The 16,854-nt window shown below is 48.1% G+C and carries 14 protein-coding genes; 5 read left to right on the forward strand and 9 right to left on the reverse strand.

The features are described 5' to 3' along the window. Positions 1-4 precede the first annotated feature (4 nt). The 5 genes from CIK93_RS04780 to lysS all read right to left on the reverse strand — a co-directional run bounded on the left by CIK93_RS04780 (position 5) and on the right by lysS (position 5,992). On the reverse strand, positions 5-550 hold the full coding sequence (locus tag CIK93_RS04780; protein WP_094446739.1) for a DUF4738 domain-containing protein: 546 nt from the start codon (positions 548-550) through the stop codon (positions 5-7). 456 nt (positions 551-1,006) lie between these two features. Beyond that, the gene (locus CIK93_RS04785; protein ID WP_094446740.1) at positions 1,007-1,726 is read right to left on the reverse strand and encodes an HAD family phosphatase; all 720 of its coding nucleotides are present in this window, start codon (positions 1,724-1,726) and stop codon (positions 1,007-1,009) included. Between the two features lie 9 nt (positions 1,727-1,735). Continuing rightward, positions 1,736-3,091 carry a glucose-6-phosphate isomerase gene (locus CIK93_RS04790; RefSeq protein WP_094446741.1) on the reverse strand — a complete coding sequence of 452 codons (1,356 nt, stop codon included), beginning with the start codon at positions 3,089-3,091 and terminating at the stop codon, positions 1,736-1,738. A 66-nt stretch (positions 3,092-3,157) separates the two neighbouring features. After that, the gene (locus CIK93_RS04795) at positions 3,158-4,153 is read right to left on the reverse strand and encodes an NAD(P)H-dependent glycerol-3-phosphate dehydrogenase (protein ID WP_094391096.1); all 996 of its coding nucleotides are present in this window, start codon (positions 4,151-4,153) and stop codon (positions 3,158-3,160) included. A gap of 108 nt (positions 4,154-4,261) precedes the next feature. Further along, on the reverse strand, positions 4,262-5,992 hold the full coding sequence (lysS, locus tag CIK93_RS04800; RefSeq protein ID WP_094446742.1) for a lysine--tRNA ligase: 1,731 nt from the start codon (positions 5,990-5,992) through the stop codon (positions 4,262-4,264). Positions 5,993-6,200: 208 nt separating this feature from the next. Here lysS and CIK93_RS04805 point away from each other — a divergent pair, with 208 nt between their 5' ends. From CIK93_RS04805 to menD, 5 genes are all read left to right on the forward strand, one after another. Next, positions 6,201-7,181: an ROK family protein gene (locus CIK93_RS04805; protein WP_094391098.1), complete on the forward strand. Its 981-nt coding sequence runs from the start codon at positions 6,201-6,203 to the stop codon at positions 7,179-7,181. A 69-nt stretch (positions 7,182-7,250) separates the two neighbouring features. Then, positions 7,251-8,234 carry an ROK family protein gene (locus tag CIK93_RS04810; RefSeq protein WP_094446743.1) on the forward strand — a complete coding sequence of 328 codons (984 nt, stop codon included), beginning with the start codon at positions 7,251-7,253 and terminating at the stop codon, positions 8,232-8,234. 9 nt (positions 8,235-8,243) lie between these two features. Further along, positions 8,244-8,657: a PaaI family thioesterase gene (locus tag CIK93_RS04815; RefSeq protein WP_094446744.1), complete on the forward strand. Its 414-nt coding sequence runs from the start codon at positions 8,244-8,246 to the stop codon at positions 8,655-8,657. Beyond that, a complete protein-coding gene (locus CIK93_RS04820; protein ID WP_094446745.1) occupies positions 8,650-9,696 on the forward strand; it encodes an isochorismate synthase in 1,047 nt (348 codons plus the stop codon). The genes CIK93_RS04815 and CIK93_RS04820 overlap by 8 nt, the downstream gene beginning before the upstream one ends. Before the next feature lie 30 nt (positions 9,697-9,726). Further along, a complete protein-coding gene (gene menD / locus CIK93_RS04825; protein WP_094446746.1) occupies positions 9,727-11,286 on the forward strand; it encodes a 2-succinyl-5-enolpyruvyl-6-hydroxy-3-cyclohexene-1-carboxylate synthase in 1,560 nt (519 codons plus the stop codon). A 127-nt stretch (positions 11,287-11,413) separates the two neighbouring features. Here the strand turns inward: menD and CIK93_RS04830 are convergent, their stop codons facing one another. The 4 genes from CIK93_RS04830 to CIK93_RS14000 all read right to left on the reverse strand — a co-directional run bounded on the left by CIK93_RS04830 (position 11,414) and on the right by CIK93_RS14000 (position 16,361). Further along, positions 11,414-14,410, reverse strand: coding sequence for a glycoside hydrolase family 2 protein (locus tag CIK93_RS04830; RefSeq protein ID WP_094446747.1), 2,997 nt, complete (start codon positions 14,408-14,410; stop codon positions 11,414-11,416). A gap of 97 nt (positions 14,411-14,507) precedes the next feature. After that, on the reverse strand, positions 14,508-15,392 hold the full coding sequence (locus tag CIK93_RS04835) for a DMT family transporter (RefSeq protein ID WP_094446748.1): 885 nt from the start codon (positions 15,390-15,392) through the stop codon (positions 14,508-14,510). A 592-nt stretch (positions 15,393-15,984) separates the two neighbouring features. Continuing rightward, entirely contained in the window at positions 15,985-16,215 is a 231-nt protein-coding gene (locus CIK93_RS04840) for a hypothetical protein (protein ID WP_094391105.1), read from the reverse strand. Positions 16,216-16,226: 11 nt separating this feature from the next. Beyond that, positions 16,227-16,361 (reverse strand): hypothetical protein, encoded by a 135-nt coding sequence (locus tag CIK93_RS14000; protein WP_256387573.1) that lies wholly within the window; start codon positions 16,359-16,361, stop codon positions 16,227-16,229. Positions 16,362-16,854 lie beyond the last annotated feature (493 nt).

The raw sequence follows: 16,854 nt of genomic DNA on the forward strand, positions 1-16,854 counted from the left end.
GACTCTATTCTTCTACATCTTCGTTAACGTCTGTTTCTACATCACGTTTAATGGTAACGTTTCCTGTTGAAGAGAGAATAACGCGTACTGGAATATATTCATCGGTCTGTGGGTGACTGATACTACCGGCAAACTCCAAGTCGCTGCCGTTCACCTTGTCATATACCAGTCCGTCAAGAATACCAGTATGGCGGTAGTCGTTGTCAAGACAAGCATCGAAGTTGGCTTTGGTAAATGAGCGTGTAAAGAACACCCCTCCGTCAGCTCTTGTTACAGTAACTTCCACTTCGTTATCCACGAATTTCTGTCCTAATTCGTCTGTCACCATAGGCAGTGAGTCACATGGTTGGCGGTGTATCTCCACCTTATAGCTATTGCCTATCCACTGTATCTGGTGACTCTTATTGTAGTCAGCCTGTCGGATAGGTGCCTCTATTTTGGGGCGTTCCACTTTTTCGGTAATAATGTCGTCACTTTGTCTCTTATTGCCACAAGCGGTCATGAGCACAGCCATGCCCATCACGGCGAGTTGTAATGTCATTCGTTTCATATTTTCAATCTTTACGTTTCGATTTACAAAGGTACGATTAAGTGAAGAAAATGCCAAATATATTTGAGTATTTTTGAACGTGAGTACCTAAGACTGAAAGTCAAAGGTAGTGCAAACCGAGCGAAATACAAAGAAAAAAGTCCTTTTTTCTTTTATTTCCGAGGTGCCGCCTATCTTGGATTCTCAAAATCAAAGGAACGTTTTCGTTAAGCCAGATGAGCAGAATGAAAGCTCGCTTTAATTCTGCCATGGCGAGAAAACGAAGGATGCAATCCACCGTTTTCGGTTAAGCCAGATGGGCAGAATCGAACATTTCTGTGATTTCCTTGTGACATTTTTGGAGGGCACATGGAGAAAACGTAAAAATCCGTCTAAATCCGTCTAAATTCCGATGATTGATTTCTGTGTGAGACCTTATCCGGAGCACCAACGCAAAAAAATAGAGGGACTGTTTGGTTATCCCCCTACTTTCAAGTTGTTCCATAGTGTGATTAGTGCCTTCATGTCCGGCAGAACAAGGTCGGCACCCTCGTTGGCAAGTGTTGCGTCGGGTAGTGGACCGGTATTTACAGCAATGGTGAAACACTGTGCTGCAACGGCAGCACGCACACCGAGTGGCGCATTCTCCACCACAATGGCTTCCCAAGGTTGAATGCCTGCTTTCTTCATTCCTATGAGATAAGGCTGCGGATCAGGTTTCCCTCGTGTGACATCAAAACTTGTCACTACCAGATCACTACAAACTAAACCATGCAGATCGCTGTCGAGTTTGGCTAGTAAGGTGCGTTGACCACTACCTGTCACCACACATATCTTCAGTCCGTCTGCCTTGATTTGCTCCATCAATTCGCGGATATTGGGAATCATGCCAGCCTTGGGCAGTTCGGCAAAGATGCCAGACTTGACATTATACATCCGTTGCGCTTCCTCATCAGAGAGTTCACGTTGCCATTGTTGGCGCGCTTTGAGTTTGATGGTTTCCACACCGCGCATGCCCTCATAGAGGTAAGCCTCTTCTGGTGTCATGTCGATATCAAACGATGCCATAGCCTTATGCCAAGAGTAGGCATGGTTAGGCATGGAGTTGTAGATGACACCATCCATATCGAAAAGCACGGCTTTCGGACAGAATTGTCTGAAGCCGTGCTTTTGTTTATACGATTCTATTTCGTGCATAGATTCTTATTACTGTTCCTGTGCAAGACGCTCCTTGATAGCTTTTGAGTCTGCTTCATAACCGGGCTTTTCGAGCAGGGCAAACATGTTTTTCTTGTATGCCTCAACACCTGGTTGGTTGAAGGGATTCACACCAAGAACGTTGCCGCTGATACCGCAAGCAATTTCAAAGAAGTAGATGAGCTGTCCGATGTAGTATTCATTGAGCTTAGGTACAGAGATGCGGATATTGGGCACACCACCGTCAACGTGTGCGAGACGTGTGCCGAGCTCTGCCATCTTGTTAACCTCGTCAACACGTTTTCCGGCGAGGAAGTTCAGACCATCGAGGTTTTCTTCGTCGCTGGGGAACAACATGGTGCGGTTAGGTTCTTCTATGCTGATAACGGTTTCGAAGATGGTACGCTCACCATCCTGAATCCACTGACCCATAGAGTGCAGGTCGGTAGTGAAGTCGCAGCTGGCGGGGAAGATACCCTTTTTATCCTTACCCTCAGACTCTCCGTAGAGCTGTTTCCACCATTCAGAGAAGAAGTGGAGCTTGGGCTGGTAGTTGACCATAATCTCAATCTTCTTACCGGCACCATACAGACCGTTGCGCACGGCAGCATACTGAGCAGCGAGGTTCTCTTCGAAAGGAACATTCTTACCGCAGGCTTTTTCCATATCGGCAGCACCCTTCACGAGTTGCTTGATATCGAAACCAGCGCAAGCGATAGGTAGCAGACCTACTGGAGTGAGTACAGAGAAGCGACCACCTACGTTGTCGGGGATGATAAAGCTCTTGTAACCCTCTTTGTCAGCGCAAGTGCGAGCGGCGCCACGCTTAGCGTCGGTCACAGCTACGATAACGTGTTTTGCCTCGTCTTTACCCATCTGAGCCTCACACTGCTTCTTCAGCAGACGGAAGGTGAGGGCAGTCTCGGTGGTAGTACCAGACTTAGAAATGTTGATGACGCCAAATTTCTTTCCTTTCAGATAGTCGGTCATCTCTGCCAGATAGTCTTCACCGATATTGTTTCCTGCAAAGAGGATGGTTGGATTTTTCTTGTCTTGGATGAGCCAGCTGAACGAGTTGCCCAGTGCTTCAATCACTGCACGTGCACCCAGATAGCTTCCGCCGATACCGGCAACCACTACCACTTCACACTTTTCGCGAAGCGTATTGGCTGTTGCCTGCAATTCGTTGAGGAAAGACTCGGTGATGCTGCTGGGCAAATGGAGCCAACCCAAGAAGTCGTTACCCGGACAGGTGCCGTTCTCCAGCGCTTCCTGCGCTGCCTTTACCTTCGGTTCGAAGGCTTTCACTGCGCCAGCCTCAAGAAACGAGGCTGCTTTTGTGATGTCAAGTTTGATATTGCTCATAATTGTTGCAAATATAATTTGGTTATATCTTATCTTTACTTTTTTTCTAATAGGGTCTGCCTCCTATCATCTGAATGAGTCGGTCAGCAGTTTGATCTCAATCTGTGGTGAGATGCGCTCGTAGAGTATGTTATAGACCGCGTCGAGGATGGGCATGTTGACATGGCAGTGGCGGTTTATCTCCTTCATACATTTGGTACCGAAGTAACCTTCTGCTATCATCTCCATTTCAATCTGTGCCGACTTGACGGAGTAACCCTTTCCTATCATCGTACCGAAGGTGCGGTTGCGTGAAAAATTGGAATAGCCCGTAACGAGCAAATCGCCGAGATATACCGAATCTACCACATTGCGCTCAATGGGATGTACCACCTGCAGGAATCGCTGCATCTCCTGTACTGCATTCGACATGAGTACAGCTTGGAAATTATCTCCAAACTTCAGACCGTTGCAGATACCGGCAGCGATGGCATATACGTTCTTCAGTACCGAAGAGTATTCAATGCCGATGACATCGGTAGAGGTCTTGGTCTTGATCACCTGGCTTGCCATGACGTCGGCAAAGGCGTGTGCCTTTTCGCGGTCAGCGCATCCGATGGTGAGATACGACAGGCGGTCGAGTGCCACTTCTTCGGCATGCGACGGACCTCCGATACATGCCAGATTGTCGTAAGGCACATCATATACCTGATGGAAATATTCCGAGCATACGAGGTTCTCATCGGGCACAATACCCTTGATGGCTGTGATGACAAATTTATCGCGGATGCGTGTCTTGAGTTTTTTGAGGTGACTCTTCAGATAGGGCGACGGTGTGACAAAGACAAGGGTGTCATACTGTTGCACAATTTTGTTGATATCCGATGAGAAGTATATTTCGTCGGTATTGAAGCGCACACTCATCAAGTAGGCAGGATTGTGTCCCAACCGTATGAAATCCTCGATACGGTCGTCACGGCGCATATACCATCCGATGTGGTGGGTGTGTCCTACCACAATCTTGGCAATGGCTGTTGCCCAACTACCACCGCCGATGATTGCTATTTTACCGCAGTCGAACATTTCTTTTTAGTGTTTACTGTTTGTAGTTCTTATGCTCAATGTCCAATGTCCCGTTGTGGCTGTTGGCTTTCTCCAGTATGCTTACAACAGAACATTGGACACGAAGTATTATGCGTTACTTTTGTCAATCCACTGCTGGATGACATCAACAGCAGGTTTGGTCATTTCAAGCTTGTATTTCTTGACAATGTCACCAATCTTCTGTTGCAATCCTTGGGCTTTCTCTTCCTTGATGTTTTGCACAAGGTTGAAACCTGCCTTACGCAGCACGGGTACCCACTCTTCGCCGACACCCACTTCTGCCCATTCGGCAACGCTGCTCTGTGGAATCTTCTTCTCTGGCTTCATCTGTGGGAAGAACAATACCTCCTGGATATAGGTCTTGCCTGTCATCAGCATCACCAGACGGTCGATACCGATGCCAATACCACTTGTAGGAGGCATACCGTATTGCAAAGCGCGTAAGAAGTCTTGGTCGATGATCATTGCTTCGTCATCACCCTTATCAGCCAGACGCATCTGATCTACGAAGCGCTCTTCCTGGTCGATGGGGTCGTTAAGCTCAGAATAGGCGTTAGCCAACTCCTTACCGTTTACCATCAGTTCGAAACGCTCGGTCAGTCCTGGTTTTGAACGGTGCATCTTGGTCAGTGGCGACATCTCAACAGGATAGTCGGTGATAAAGGTAGGCTGGAGGAAAGTGCCTTCGCAGAACTCACCGAAGAGTTCATCAATCAACTTACCCTTACCCATGGTCTCGTCAACATCCATACCTTTCTCTTTGCAGAAGGCGCGGATTTCCTCTTCGCTCTTGCCGTTGCAGTCGAAACCGGTCTTTTCCTTGATAGCGTCAAGGATAGGCAGACGGCGGTAGGGCGCCTTAAACGAAATGATTTGGCCATCGATTTCGCGTTCGGGCTTGCCGTTGACAGCAATACAGATGGTTTCAAGCAGTTTCTCGGTGAATGTCATCATCCAGTTGTAGTCCTTATACTGCACATAAAGTTCCATGCAGGTGAACTCTGGATTGTGGTTGCGGTCCATACCTTCATTGCGGAAGTTCTTGCCAATTTCATATACTCCTTCAAAGCCGCCAACGATGAGGCGTTTGAGGTAAAGCTCGGTGGCAATACGCATATACATGTCTTGATCGAGCGCATTGAAGTGGGTGATGAACGGACGGGCTGATGCACCACCGGCAATAGACTGCAGTGTAGGAGTCTCTACTTCAGTATATCCTGCTTCATCGAGTACACGGCGCAAGGTGCGGATAACGGTGGCACGCTGCAGGAATGTATCCTTCACACCATCGTTCACAATCAGGTCAACATAGCGCTGACGGTAACGCAGTTCGGGATCTTCAAACTTGTCGTATGCCACACCGTCCTTGTATTTCACGATAGGCAGTGGTTTCAGACTCTTCGACAGCAGGGTCAGTTCCTGTGCATGTACCGAAATCTCACCTGTCTGTGTGCGGAATACGTAACCCTTGATACCGATGAAGTCACCAATGTCAAGCAGTCGCTTAAATACCTTATTATATAAGTCTTTGTTCTCGTCGGGGCAGAGGTCGTCGCGCGAGATATATACCTGTATGCGGCCTTTACTGTCCTGCAATTCTGCAAAACTGGCTTTACCCATGACGCGGCGGCTCATCATACGACCTGCGATGCACACCTGACGGGGCTCAGCATCGTCGTTGAAATTGTCGCGGATATCGGTAGAATAGGCATTGGTGGAATATTCTGCTGCGGGATAGGGGTTGATACCCATCTGGCGCAGTTCCTGCAGACTTTCGCGTCTGCCAATCTCTTGTTCACTAAGTTCTAAAACGTTCATATCTGACTTTTCTTCTGTTATATGCGTGCAAAGGTAGTAATTTTATCTGATTATCTCACTTTTTTTATCCCTTTTTTATAATTATCAAGGTGTGTTAATGTCACAGAAAGGGGTGATTGACGAAAAATAGATAAAAAACTGCAATACTATTTGGCTGTTATCAGAAAATATATTATTTTTGCAATGTATTACTATTACAACCAAGCAAATGTTGCACGAAAGAATCAAAACACGGGTAGTTGGTGTTGATATCAATGTAGATCAGACGACCTACGCAGTGATAGACATTCGTGGCCATATCATAGCCAGGGATAGTTTCTCTTCGGAAGATTACCCGAAAATCAATGACTATATCTTAAAGTTGTCAGAGAGCATCCTTGAGATTGTTGAAGCCAATGGCGGATACGAAAGCGTACGATCTATTGGTATTAGTGCACCCAGTGCCAATCAAGTGACTGGATGTATTGAAAATGCGCCCAACCTGCCTTGGAAAGGCGTGGTACCTTTGGCTGCTATGTTGCGCGATAGCTTGGGTATTGCGGTTGTTCTTGGCAACGATGCCTATTCTTTCGCCTTAGGTGAGCATGCCTTTGGTCCTGCCCACGGCATGAAGAACTTTATACTCGTCACCATCGGCAGTGGTACGGGAAGCCGCTTCTTCAGCAATGGAGAAGTCTATAATGGCAATCATGGATTTTCCGGTGAGGTCGGACATATTTGTGTCGAGCCTGGTGGACGTCTTTGTGGTTGCGGTAAACGTGGATGTTTGGAAACCTATACAGCGCAGAAAGGCTTCATACAAACAGCGCGGGAAGTTCTTGCAGAGAGCGAATTGCCCTCTACGCTACGCAGTGTAGATAAACTGACCGTTCGCGCCATTGCTGAAGAGGCTGTGGCTGGCGATGAACTGGCAAAAGAAGTATTGCATCGCACAGCCGAGTATCTGGGATTGGCATTAGCCAACTATGCTTCTCTTGTCAATCCCGAAGCCATTATCCTGACGGGTGATGTGACAAAGGGCGACCAGATGTTGCTTGAAATGGTCAATGAGGTGTTTGAAGCACATGTGTTCCATAATATGAAGGGCAAAGTAAAACTCTTGCTCTCTCAGATTGACGAACAGGAGCTCAACCTTCTTGGTGCCAGTGTAATGGCATGGGATGTGAAAGAGTACTCACTATTCTTGTAGTAAGTTCCTCCCTCATACTTCCCATTTTATGAATGACAGAAAACAATAAAAAAGTAGAAACATTGCATTATGGGTGTTACAATAAAAAATAAAGTAGTGGGAGTTGTCGTCGGATACGATATGGCTACCTTAGCCATTGTCGGTGTGCGTGGCGACATTATTGCTCGCGACTCTTTCTATATATCGACCTACCACGATATCAACGATTTCGCTGGAATGCTCTGTGAGAAAATTACATCACTCATCGCAGCCAATGGTGGCATGGAGAGCATCCGTTCGGTAGGAATCAGTGTGCCCAGTGGCAACTATGTGACGGGATGTGTGGAAAATTCTCCGAATATGCCTTGGAAAGGACGCATCCCCTTGGCATCAATGTTGTGCGACCGCTTGGGCTTGGCAGTAGGTTTGGGTAATGATGCCCATGCCACTGCAGTAGGCGAGGCAGCTTATGGTGTAGCTCATGGTATGCGCAACTTCATCGTTGTCTTGTTGGGCAATGGCGGACTGGGCAGTTGTTTCTTCTGTAATGGTCGTGCCCATTTAGGTGTAGAAGGCTATGCCGGCGAATTTGGCCATACCTGTTGTAAAGTGGGTGGTCGCAAGTGCAATTGTGGTCAAGAGGGATGTCTGGAGGCTTATGTCTCGGCACGTGGCATGATACAGACTGCTCGTGAGATCCTTGATCAGCATCCAGAAATGGACAGTATGTTGCGCCGTATGCCTGAAATGACTATGAAGATCTTGAAGCAAGCCTGCGAAATGGAAGACAAGGTGGCATTGGAAACCGTGCGCTATACGAGTCGCATCTTGGGTGTGAAACTTGCCAACTATGCTTCCATAGTCGATCCTGAAGCTGTTATCCTCACTGGCGAACTTGCCATGTTCGGTAAGTGGATGATGCCCGACCTTCGTGCTTGTTTTGAAGAGAATGTGTTTCACAATAGCCGTGACAAGATAGAATTGTTCTTCTCCGATTTCGATGAAGGGGAGCGAGACATCCTTGGAGCCAGTGCCTTGGCATGGACGGTGAAGGAATACTCGTTGTTTAAGTAAACTGTAGGAATGGATATAGAACATATCAAACAAATTATTTCAAGCAGTCCCAATCTCAGTACCGTCCTCGGCATGGAATTTATCTCCACTCCCGAGGACGATATCTGTATGGCACGTATGGCTGTTGATGAACGCACACGTCAGCCTTTTGGCTATCTTAGCGGTGGCGCTTCGTTGGCATTGGCAGAGAATGTGGCTGGTGTCGGTTCGTCGGCACTCTGTCCCGGATGTGCCTGTGTGGGCATTGAAGTCAGTGGCAGCCATGTCAAAGCTGTGACAGAAGGGGAGACGGTGACCGCCACTGCACGATTGCAACATCGTGGAAAGACCCTTCATGTGTGGAATGTAGAACTCCGTGATACGTCTGGTGATTTGATATCCACTGTGCGTGTCACCAATTATATCATACCATCCTATGAATGAAACAACAGCTTTTGCCATATATCGCTTGCCCCATCAACAGCAGTGTGTGCTGGTGGATCAGATTGGCGGACTGCCACGCGAGTTGCCATCGTGTGCCGAACTGTGTGGCTGCGAGGGATTTGTCATGGCTCCCTTTGCTCCTTCTGCAGATTGTCCTATATTGCTGTTGCGCCCGGACAGGGTATATACTTTTGCTTGTGCAGACCATGTGAAGGCATTGATTCCTGTAGATTCGGTAGAAAATATAGAATCGCAGATTGAACCGCAACCTTTTTCTCATGCCGACTATCAGGTAGATTTCGCCAATTTCCACGAACATCTTGTCAATGGCGAGTTTAGCAAACTCGTCCTTTCCCGCAGTGTTGACATCAAGCGTAAGCCAGGTCTTACGGCAATCAGTCTTTTTGCCGAAGCCTGTTGCCGTTATCCACGGGTGATGGTGGCATTGGTTTCCACTCCGCAGGCAGGTACATGGCTTACTGCCACTCCCGAAATTCTGTTGTCGGGCAGTGGTCGCTTCTGGCAGACTATGGCTCTTGCCGGCACCATGCCCTACAGCGACAAGGTGCGGTGGAGCGATAAGAATATTCAAGAGCAACGGTATGTGGCTACTTATGTCACTGAGGTGTTGGAACACTATACTTCCGATTTCACCGAACATGGTCCTCGCACGGTGCGCGCTGCCCATTTGGCACATCTGCGCAGCGATTTCCATTTCACCTTGTCGAATACCGACAGGGTGGGAGAACTCATTCAGGCACTCCATCCCACACCGGCTGTATGTGGTCTGCCCAAGGATGAGGCTCGCCAGTTTATCCTTGCCAACGAGCATCACGACCGTCGTTATTATAGTGGTTTCATGGGACCGTTGTCACTTCACGATACGACCCATCTCTATGTCACCTTGCGCTGCATGCAACTCTTCAACAGTCATTGTCGCCTTTATGCCGGTGGTGGCATCTTGCCGGAAAGTAACGAACAGTTGGAATGGCAGGAGACCGAAGCGAAGCTCGACACCATGCGTCGTCTTTTCCAGTAATCATTGCTTATAAACACTAAATCTCTCGTGATGTATTATTCATCGAAAGAAAACGTCAATATCCTCACCGCTTTATTGGTTGCCCATGGCGTGCGCCATGCTGTGGTGTGTCCCGGCAGTCGCAATGCTCCTATAGTCCACAACCTTGAGGCCTGTCCTGATATCCAGTGTCATCCGCTTACCGATGAGCGCTCGGCAGGCTTTTGTGCGCTGGGCATTACTGATGCTACCAACCAACCCGTAGTGGTGTGTGTCACCAGTGGGTCGGCATTGCTCAATCTCGCCCCTGCAGTGGCAGAGGCTTACTATCGTCACCGCCCATTGGTCGTGGTTTCTGCTGACCGTCCTCCCCAGTGGATTGACCAACTCGATGGGCAGACCCTGCCGCAACCTGATGCGCTTGGACGCTTTGTGGCAAAGGCTGTCTCATTGCCAGAACCTGCTGATGATGAGACACGATGGTACTGCGAACGGTTGGTCAACGAGGCATTGTTGGAACATCGCGCGCCTGTACATATCAATATAGCCATCAGCGAACCGCTTTTCGATTTCTCTTGTCCCTCGCTCCCTGCTGTTCGTTGCATGGAACGCATCGAGGCTGAGATTCCCAACCATGTGTTGAGTCACATCGGCCGTATGTTCATGTTGTCCAAACGTCCTATGCTTATCAGCGGTCAACCCTTCAACCATCGGTTGGATGAGATGGTGATGATGGTAGAACACGACGAGAGCTATGTGCCCGACCTCGTGGTCTATGTTGGCTTACCCATAGTGAGCAAACGGGTAAGGAAGTTTCTGCGACGTTCCAAAGAGTCGTGGCTGATCAACGAAACAGGTGAGGTCAGCGACCCCTTGATGAATCTCACTAAGGTCATTGTAGGTGATTCCGATATGGTGGTTGATCATTTACACTTCCTGCTCGAACAAGATCCCCATCCGTTTGTGCAGCGTTGGCAGACTTTGGCGGCAAAGGTTGATGAGGCTGTGAGTACCTTTGATGCTCCTTTCTCGCAGCTGCTTGCTGTTCGTCAACTTGAAATGCGATTGTCGGCATTGCCCATGGTCTATCGCCATTATGCCAACTCTACCGCCATCCGACTGGCGAATAGTTTTGCTACGGGTGCATTATGGTGCAACAGGGGTGTCAATGGCATTGAAGGGTCACTGTCCACTGCTGTCGGTCAAGCCATGGCAGTCAGTCCGTGGCCTTTGTTCTGTGTCATCGGCGACCTCAGTTTCTTCTACGATCAGAATGCACTATGGAACAATCAGCTACCGTCCAATCTCCGCATTCTGCTGCTCAACAACGGTGGGGGAGGCATTTTCCGCCTTTTACCTGGATTGGAAAAGAGTCCTGCTCGCGACGCCTTGGTGTCGGCAGCCCATCATACAACTGCCGCAGGCATCTGCCAACAGTGTGGAGTGGGTTATCTCACCGCTGTTGATGCTGACTCGCTTACTGATGGGTTGCAGTGGTTAGTGTCTGCATCCGATTGTCCTTTGTTGCTTGAAGTCACCACCGACGCTGCCATTGACGAGCAAGTGATGCGCAGTTACTATCAGACTATTCTCAGATATCCTATAGATTGATTCAATCAATCGGTCATTAGCGATTATCGCTTTTGGAGTATAGCAATCGGGCAGGAAGAAAACATCTTGGTGTTTCTTCCTGCCCGATATTCATGATTTCAAAATCGGCTGTTTGTCCGATATGAGTTTATTGCTTATGCTGGGAAGCATAGCACAGCATGTTGAGCAACAGCTGTCGTCCTACAGCATCGGCTTTGTTCATGCCCTGAGTGTTGAAGGTATTCATCGACTCGTTCATACCGTCGAGATCCACCTTCTTCGTATAGGCTTCCGTTCCTTTCAGACAAGCAGGGATGTCGAGTGTGGTAATGAGTATTCTGCCACGTCCTGCAGGAATCTCGGAGAGTGCCGAATATACCTCTTTGCGATGGTCAGACACACAACCGACCAATACTTCACCGCTCATGTCGCGCAAACCGATGCGGCGACGATTGTAGGCTGCAAAACACTGATACTCCCAGTTGAACACACAGTCGGTGGGTAATCCTTCAAAGATGGGGTGTGACCGACAGAAGAAGTTGCCACCATACCATGATCGTCCCAAGGCTTTCTCACCTCTATAGTCCATCACCTCTTTATCGCAAAGCAGATCTGCCCAGCGCACGGGATTATCTACAATGACGAGAGTGTGGCCCGAATAAACCCACTCCAGAATATCGCTGTATCCACTTCCAAACTGTGTGGGTTCAAAGGCTCCTACTATCATCAGGTCTGTCTGTGGTCTGCCACGATGGTAATTCACCGTCTTCACGCCTTGTGCATCAAGGTAGGCTGCCAGTACACCAGTGGTATCAGCCACGGCACATACACCGTCAATACCTGTTGCATTCATAGCCACGGCATAGATCTTATCATCACCGGTAGCCATGGTGCGTCCGTGTTGTTGCAGTTGGGCTTCGATGCTGACATAACCGGCACAGGGAATGCGCACCTTCCAACCAGTCATCAGATTCTCGCCATAGACCACTCCGCCACTCACTTTGACGCGCTTTTTCATCCGTGCCAATACTTTGCCTTGCGCGTCGCGTGCGGTGAGTTGAAGCATGGCTGGTCCGTGGATATCCTTTCTGTTGACGATATATACATCGGTAGTCGTCGTATCGCCAACGGCAAGCACCTTATGGGTGAGTTTCACTGAGAGATAAAGTGGACGGTTGTAACGGGCTATCAGCTGTGCATCGCCTTTGAGGTTGCGGTAGTTATCTACCACACCCGAATGGTTCTCCAGTTTCATCGACTCCCATCCGTTGATGGCATAGGCATCTACGGTGTTGCTGATGTGAACATTCTCCATCACACGGCCTTGGTAATAATATGCCACATTACCCATCTGTCGAGTCAGACTGTCAACACAGGGGAATGCTTTGCTGAAGCCACGGGTGCGGAGGAAGTTATCGTAGGCATCATACCATGCTAAATAGTCGGCAGCCTCCCAGTTGTTAGTGCGTCCCGAACGGAGAATCTCGTCGCGGATGAGTTGCAGACGTGGCGGTGTGCCGATGGCTCCTTCTTCTCCCCAATATACTATTTCGCCTTTATTATCAGAGAAACGCAGGTAGTCGTTCTTGCCTTTATAGATATAGTCATGATAGACACCGGGTCCGCCAGCATGGTGGTTGTCCCACCAACCAATATTGTGGAAGGTGGTATCGCCGGGCATCAGGTGCAGTTTGAAATGGTCGTCGGGTAATCCCTCCGGATTCTTTCCGTTGCACGAATTATAGGTGAGGATGCGCGATGGGTCGAGGCGATGTGCCATTTGCATCTGTCGGCGGTCTTCTGCCTGTGGTGAAGCACCACGCTCGTTGTGCAGATTATAGATGATGAGTGATGGATGTGATCGGTCGCGACGTATCATACGTGCCAGTTTCTCATTGCGGTAGTTGAAATAAAACTGGGTGTAGGCTGTACCGTCATCAAACTTGTTGGCGGGATATTGGTTGCCGCCGGGTTCCTCGAAATAGAGCAGACCGAGTTCGTCGGCTGCGTTGAGCACATCGGTATTGCCGATGGTGCGGTGGAAGTTGAGCATATTCATGCCCAGTTGTTTGGCGTCTCGCACCTGTTTGTAGGCGAGCTCGCGAGAAGGAGTAATACCGTTGTCGGGCCAGAAACTCCATGAGATGGCGGTGATGAGGGTGATGCGCTTGCCGTTGAGGTAGAACTGTCGGTCACCTTTTACGTCGCGCACTTCAAACCATCGGAATCCGAAACGTTGTGTCAACTCATCGTTGCCCAGTTTGGCGGTAAGTTCGTAGAGGTTGGGTTCTTCCACACTCCATAGTTTGGCTTGAGGCAAAGAGAGGGTCAGGGTTTTCTCGCTACCATCCATCTGTTCCTGACGACTCCATACTACCTTGTTGCTTCCGCGTTCTCTCAGTTCGAGTTTCAGTGGTGTGGCTTGTTTCACGCCTTCTGCTGCTATGTGTACTTTGACGGTAGAGGCGGCTGGGGTGTTCTCCACAAACATATCGCGGATAAACGTATTGTCGGTTGCCACGAGGTGAACACGTCCTGTGATTCCTCCAAAACCATGTGAGGGATTGGTGAGGTAGGCTCCCCACGCATAACACTGCGAGTCTTTCCAGTTGAAATTGCCGTTGGGGTCGGTGATGCGAACAGCTACCTCATTCTTTTGTCCCACTTTGGCGTATGGGGTGATATCCACTTCAAAGGGAGTGCTGTTGACCAAATCGTAGCCCACCAATTGGCGGTTGACGAAGATCTCGGCACGGAAGCGCACGGCATCAAACTGCAGAGCGATGCGCTTGCCTTGCCAGTTGGCAGGCACATCAACCTGCGTGCGAAACCATGACACGCCGACATAATTGCCGGTCACACCATAGGTCTGACCATTCCATCCCCACATCTCACCTTCCACAGTGGCAGGAAGATGCACACCAGTCTTCTGTGGGTGGTCGAGCAACTGCCATCCGCCTGTGGGCAGATTGACTGGCAGCGATGCCATGGTGACGGGCGGTGTGAAGAGTTTGTCGTTTGCCCACTGTGCTTGAGGATCGAGGGTGATGTCCCACGCTAATGGCGACAGGTCAATCTTGTCACGTGCCGCACTCTGTAAAGCAACAGCAGAGAGGGCCATTAGTAACAATCTTTTGATTTGCATAATTGTTGTTTTTTAGATTAGTTAATATGTGATGTTTGGTAGGGTAGTGTGTAGTAGTTGTCGGTGATTGCTGGGCTGTCAGACCGTAGCAGGACTCTTATGTCTTTCGGTCTGCCATATACATTCCCGTCAGAATACAGACGGCACCTATCAGAAAATAGATGGTAATCTTCTCGCCCAACACCCATGAGGCAAAGATCATCGTGGTGATGGGATTGAAATATACCCAGTTGGTGGCTTTCACCGCACCGAGTTTGGAGATACACCAGTTCCATGTCAAGAAACAAATCATCGATGCCAGACAGCCTAAAAACAATAGGTTGCCCACAACCACGGGTTGGGTCAGCACTGCCATGGAAGGCACGCCCGGCACCAATATATAATAAGGTATGATGGTCAGCACACCATAGAAGAATACCTTCCGCGTGATGAAAGCAGCACTATACTTGTCGGTCATTGTCTTCATCAACAGCGAGTAGAATGCCCAACAGATGCAGGCTGTAAATGCCAGGGCGTCGCCCACGGGAGAAAGGTGGAGCACAAATCTGCCGTTGAGCACTATGATGATCATACCCATAAATGCCAATAGTGAACCTGTCAACTGCATGATATGGATGCGCGAAGAGCGATAGACCAACCGCACCAGTAGTGTGGCAAACAGTGGACAGGAGCATACGATGAGTGAAGTATTGGTGGCTGTGGTGTAGTTCATGGCTTCGTTCTCACTCAGGAAATAGAGTGAACCTCCGGTGATGCCCAACAATACCATCAGACCTTCGTCGCGCCATGAGTCAGCAAAGAGTCGTCGATGGTTGAAACAGAACATCAGCACATATGCCATGGCGAAACGCAGCGTGAATATCTGTGCTGGCGAAAGACCATTAATCATCAACACCTTGGTAGATACAAAGGTGGTGCCCCATATTGCTACAGTTAGGAATGCAACAAGATGGTAGAAGATGTTATTGTTTGTCTTTGGCATCTGAATCTTTGGTGTTATCACGAATCAATACAGTCTTTGTTGTGTGGCTATCGCTACACGCATGCAAAGATAGTGCAAACCGAGTGAAATGCCAAAGAAAAACTGTGTTTTTCTTTTATTTCCGAGGTGCCGCCTATCTTGGGACTCCTGTCCAGAGATAGTGCAAACCGAGTGAAATGCCAAAGAAAAACAGTGTTTTTTAACATAGAGACTTTGATGTTGTACAGGAAAAAATCGTCAACATTCAAATGTTCTATACTCTGAAAAAGAGTTTCGTTTCTGTTAGTATCTTTATTTTTATAAAAGCATCAAAAGCCTCTACAAAATTTTTATAATCTCCCATAAGCCTAAAGTTTGTATTGTGAAAGTCAATATTAATCTGTCGAAGACAAATCAAGCAAGAAATCATAGATGCTGATAATCTGAATTCCATCATCATCGCTCCATGATTTTGTATGCTCACCAACGATAAGGAGTTTACATTCCGAAAAAGTGGTACATGTTCCACTTTTTCGGAACAAAGGTAATACTATTCTTTTAAAAATAAGACAGTTTCTTTAGGAATTTGACAATTTTAGCCAAATTCGCTACTCTACATATACACCTCCATGCCATTCACCTCAAATATACACACATCTCGAAGCTGCCGGATTTCATTTGAGTCCAGCAGTTTCATTCGTCTTGTGCCTTTATAGAAGTCATATTTGAGGGAGATGCAACGGTGCCAGGACTGGATCTCACCGCTGCGAGTCCATAGACGGATGTCGATGGGTTCGGGACTGGATAGGATTTTGCGGAGGGTGGTGATGTGGATTGATTGCATAGTGATTGGTGTTAGTCGAAGGTGCGGTGGAATGGATCATCGAAGATGTTCTTACCGTAGTCAATGGTGATTGGGAGATGATGACTTCTATATTTGTACTTGAACTTGATACTGTTCGTGGCGTTATCCAGTGCGTAAATTTTCACGGATTTTACTTTTGTCCTTACAGGACGTTTGAAAAAATAACCATACATACCCAGGGTGTTACCCTGGGCTAAGAAGATGTTGCCCCATTCGGGGCGTTAGTAACCAAACAAGCAGTGGTGGGCTGGAAATAACAAAACAAGCAAAGGCGGGCTGAAAGCCCAATGGTTTTCTTAGCCCAGGGTAACACCCTGGGGACATTGTGCAATGTACCCGAGTACGTCCTGTAAGGACAAAAGTAACAATCATCGGATTGTTTTCGTTAAGCCATGAGCAGAATCGAACTTTCCGATTAAGTGAACGAAAAATCAAGCTCGCTTTGATTATGCCGTGGCGAGAAAACAAAGGCGTATGCCAATTTAGACGGAATTTAAACGGATTGTTTTTGGTGGTTGCCTGTCGGCAAGAAATCTTTGGAGGAAATCTTTGAGGAAAATCTTTGGCCTATGGCCAGAAATCAATATTTAATTTTAATCATATCTCAATAAAATATTT

Origin of the sequence: Prevotella sp. P3-92, from assembly GCF_002251205.1 — a bacterium.
Classification (GTDB): Bacteria; Bacteroidota; Bacteroidia; order Bacteroidales; family Bacteroidaceae; genus Prevotella.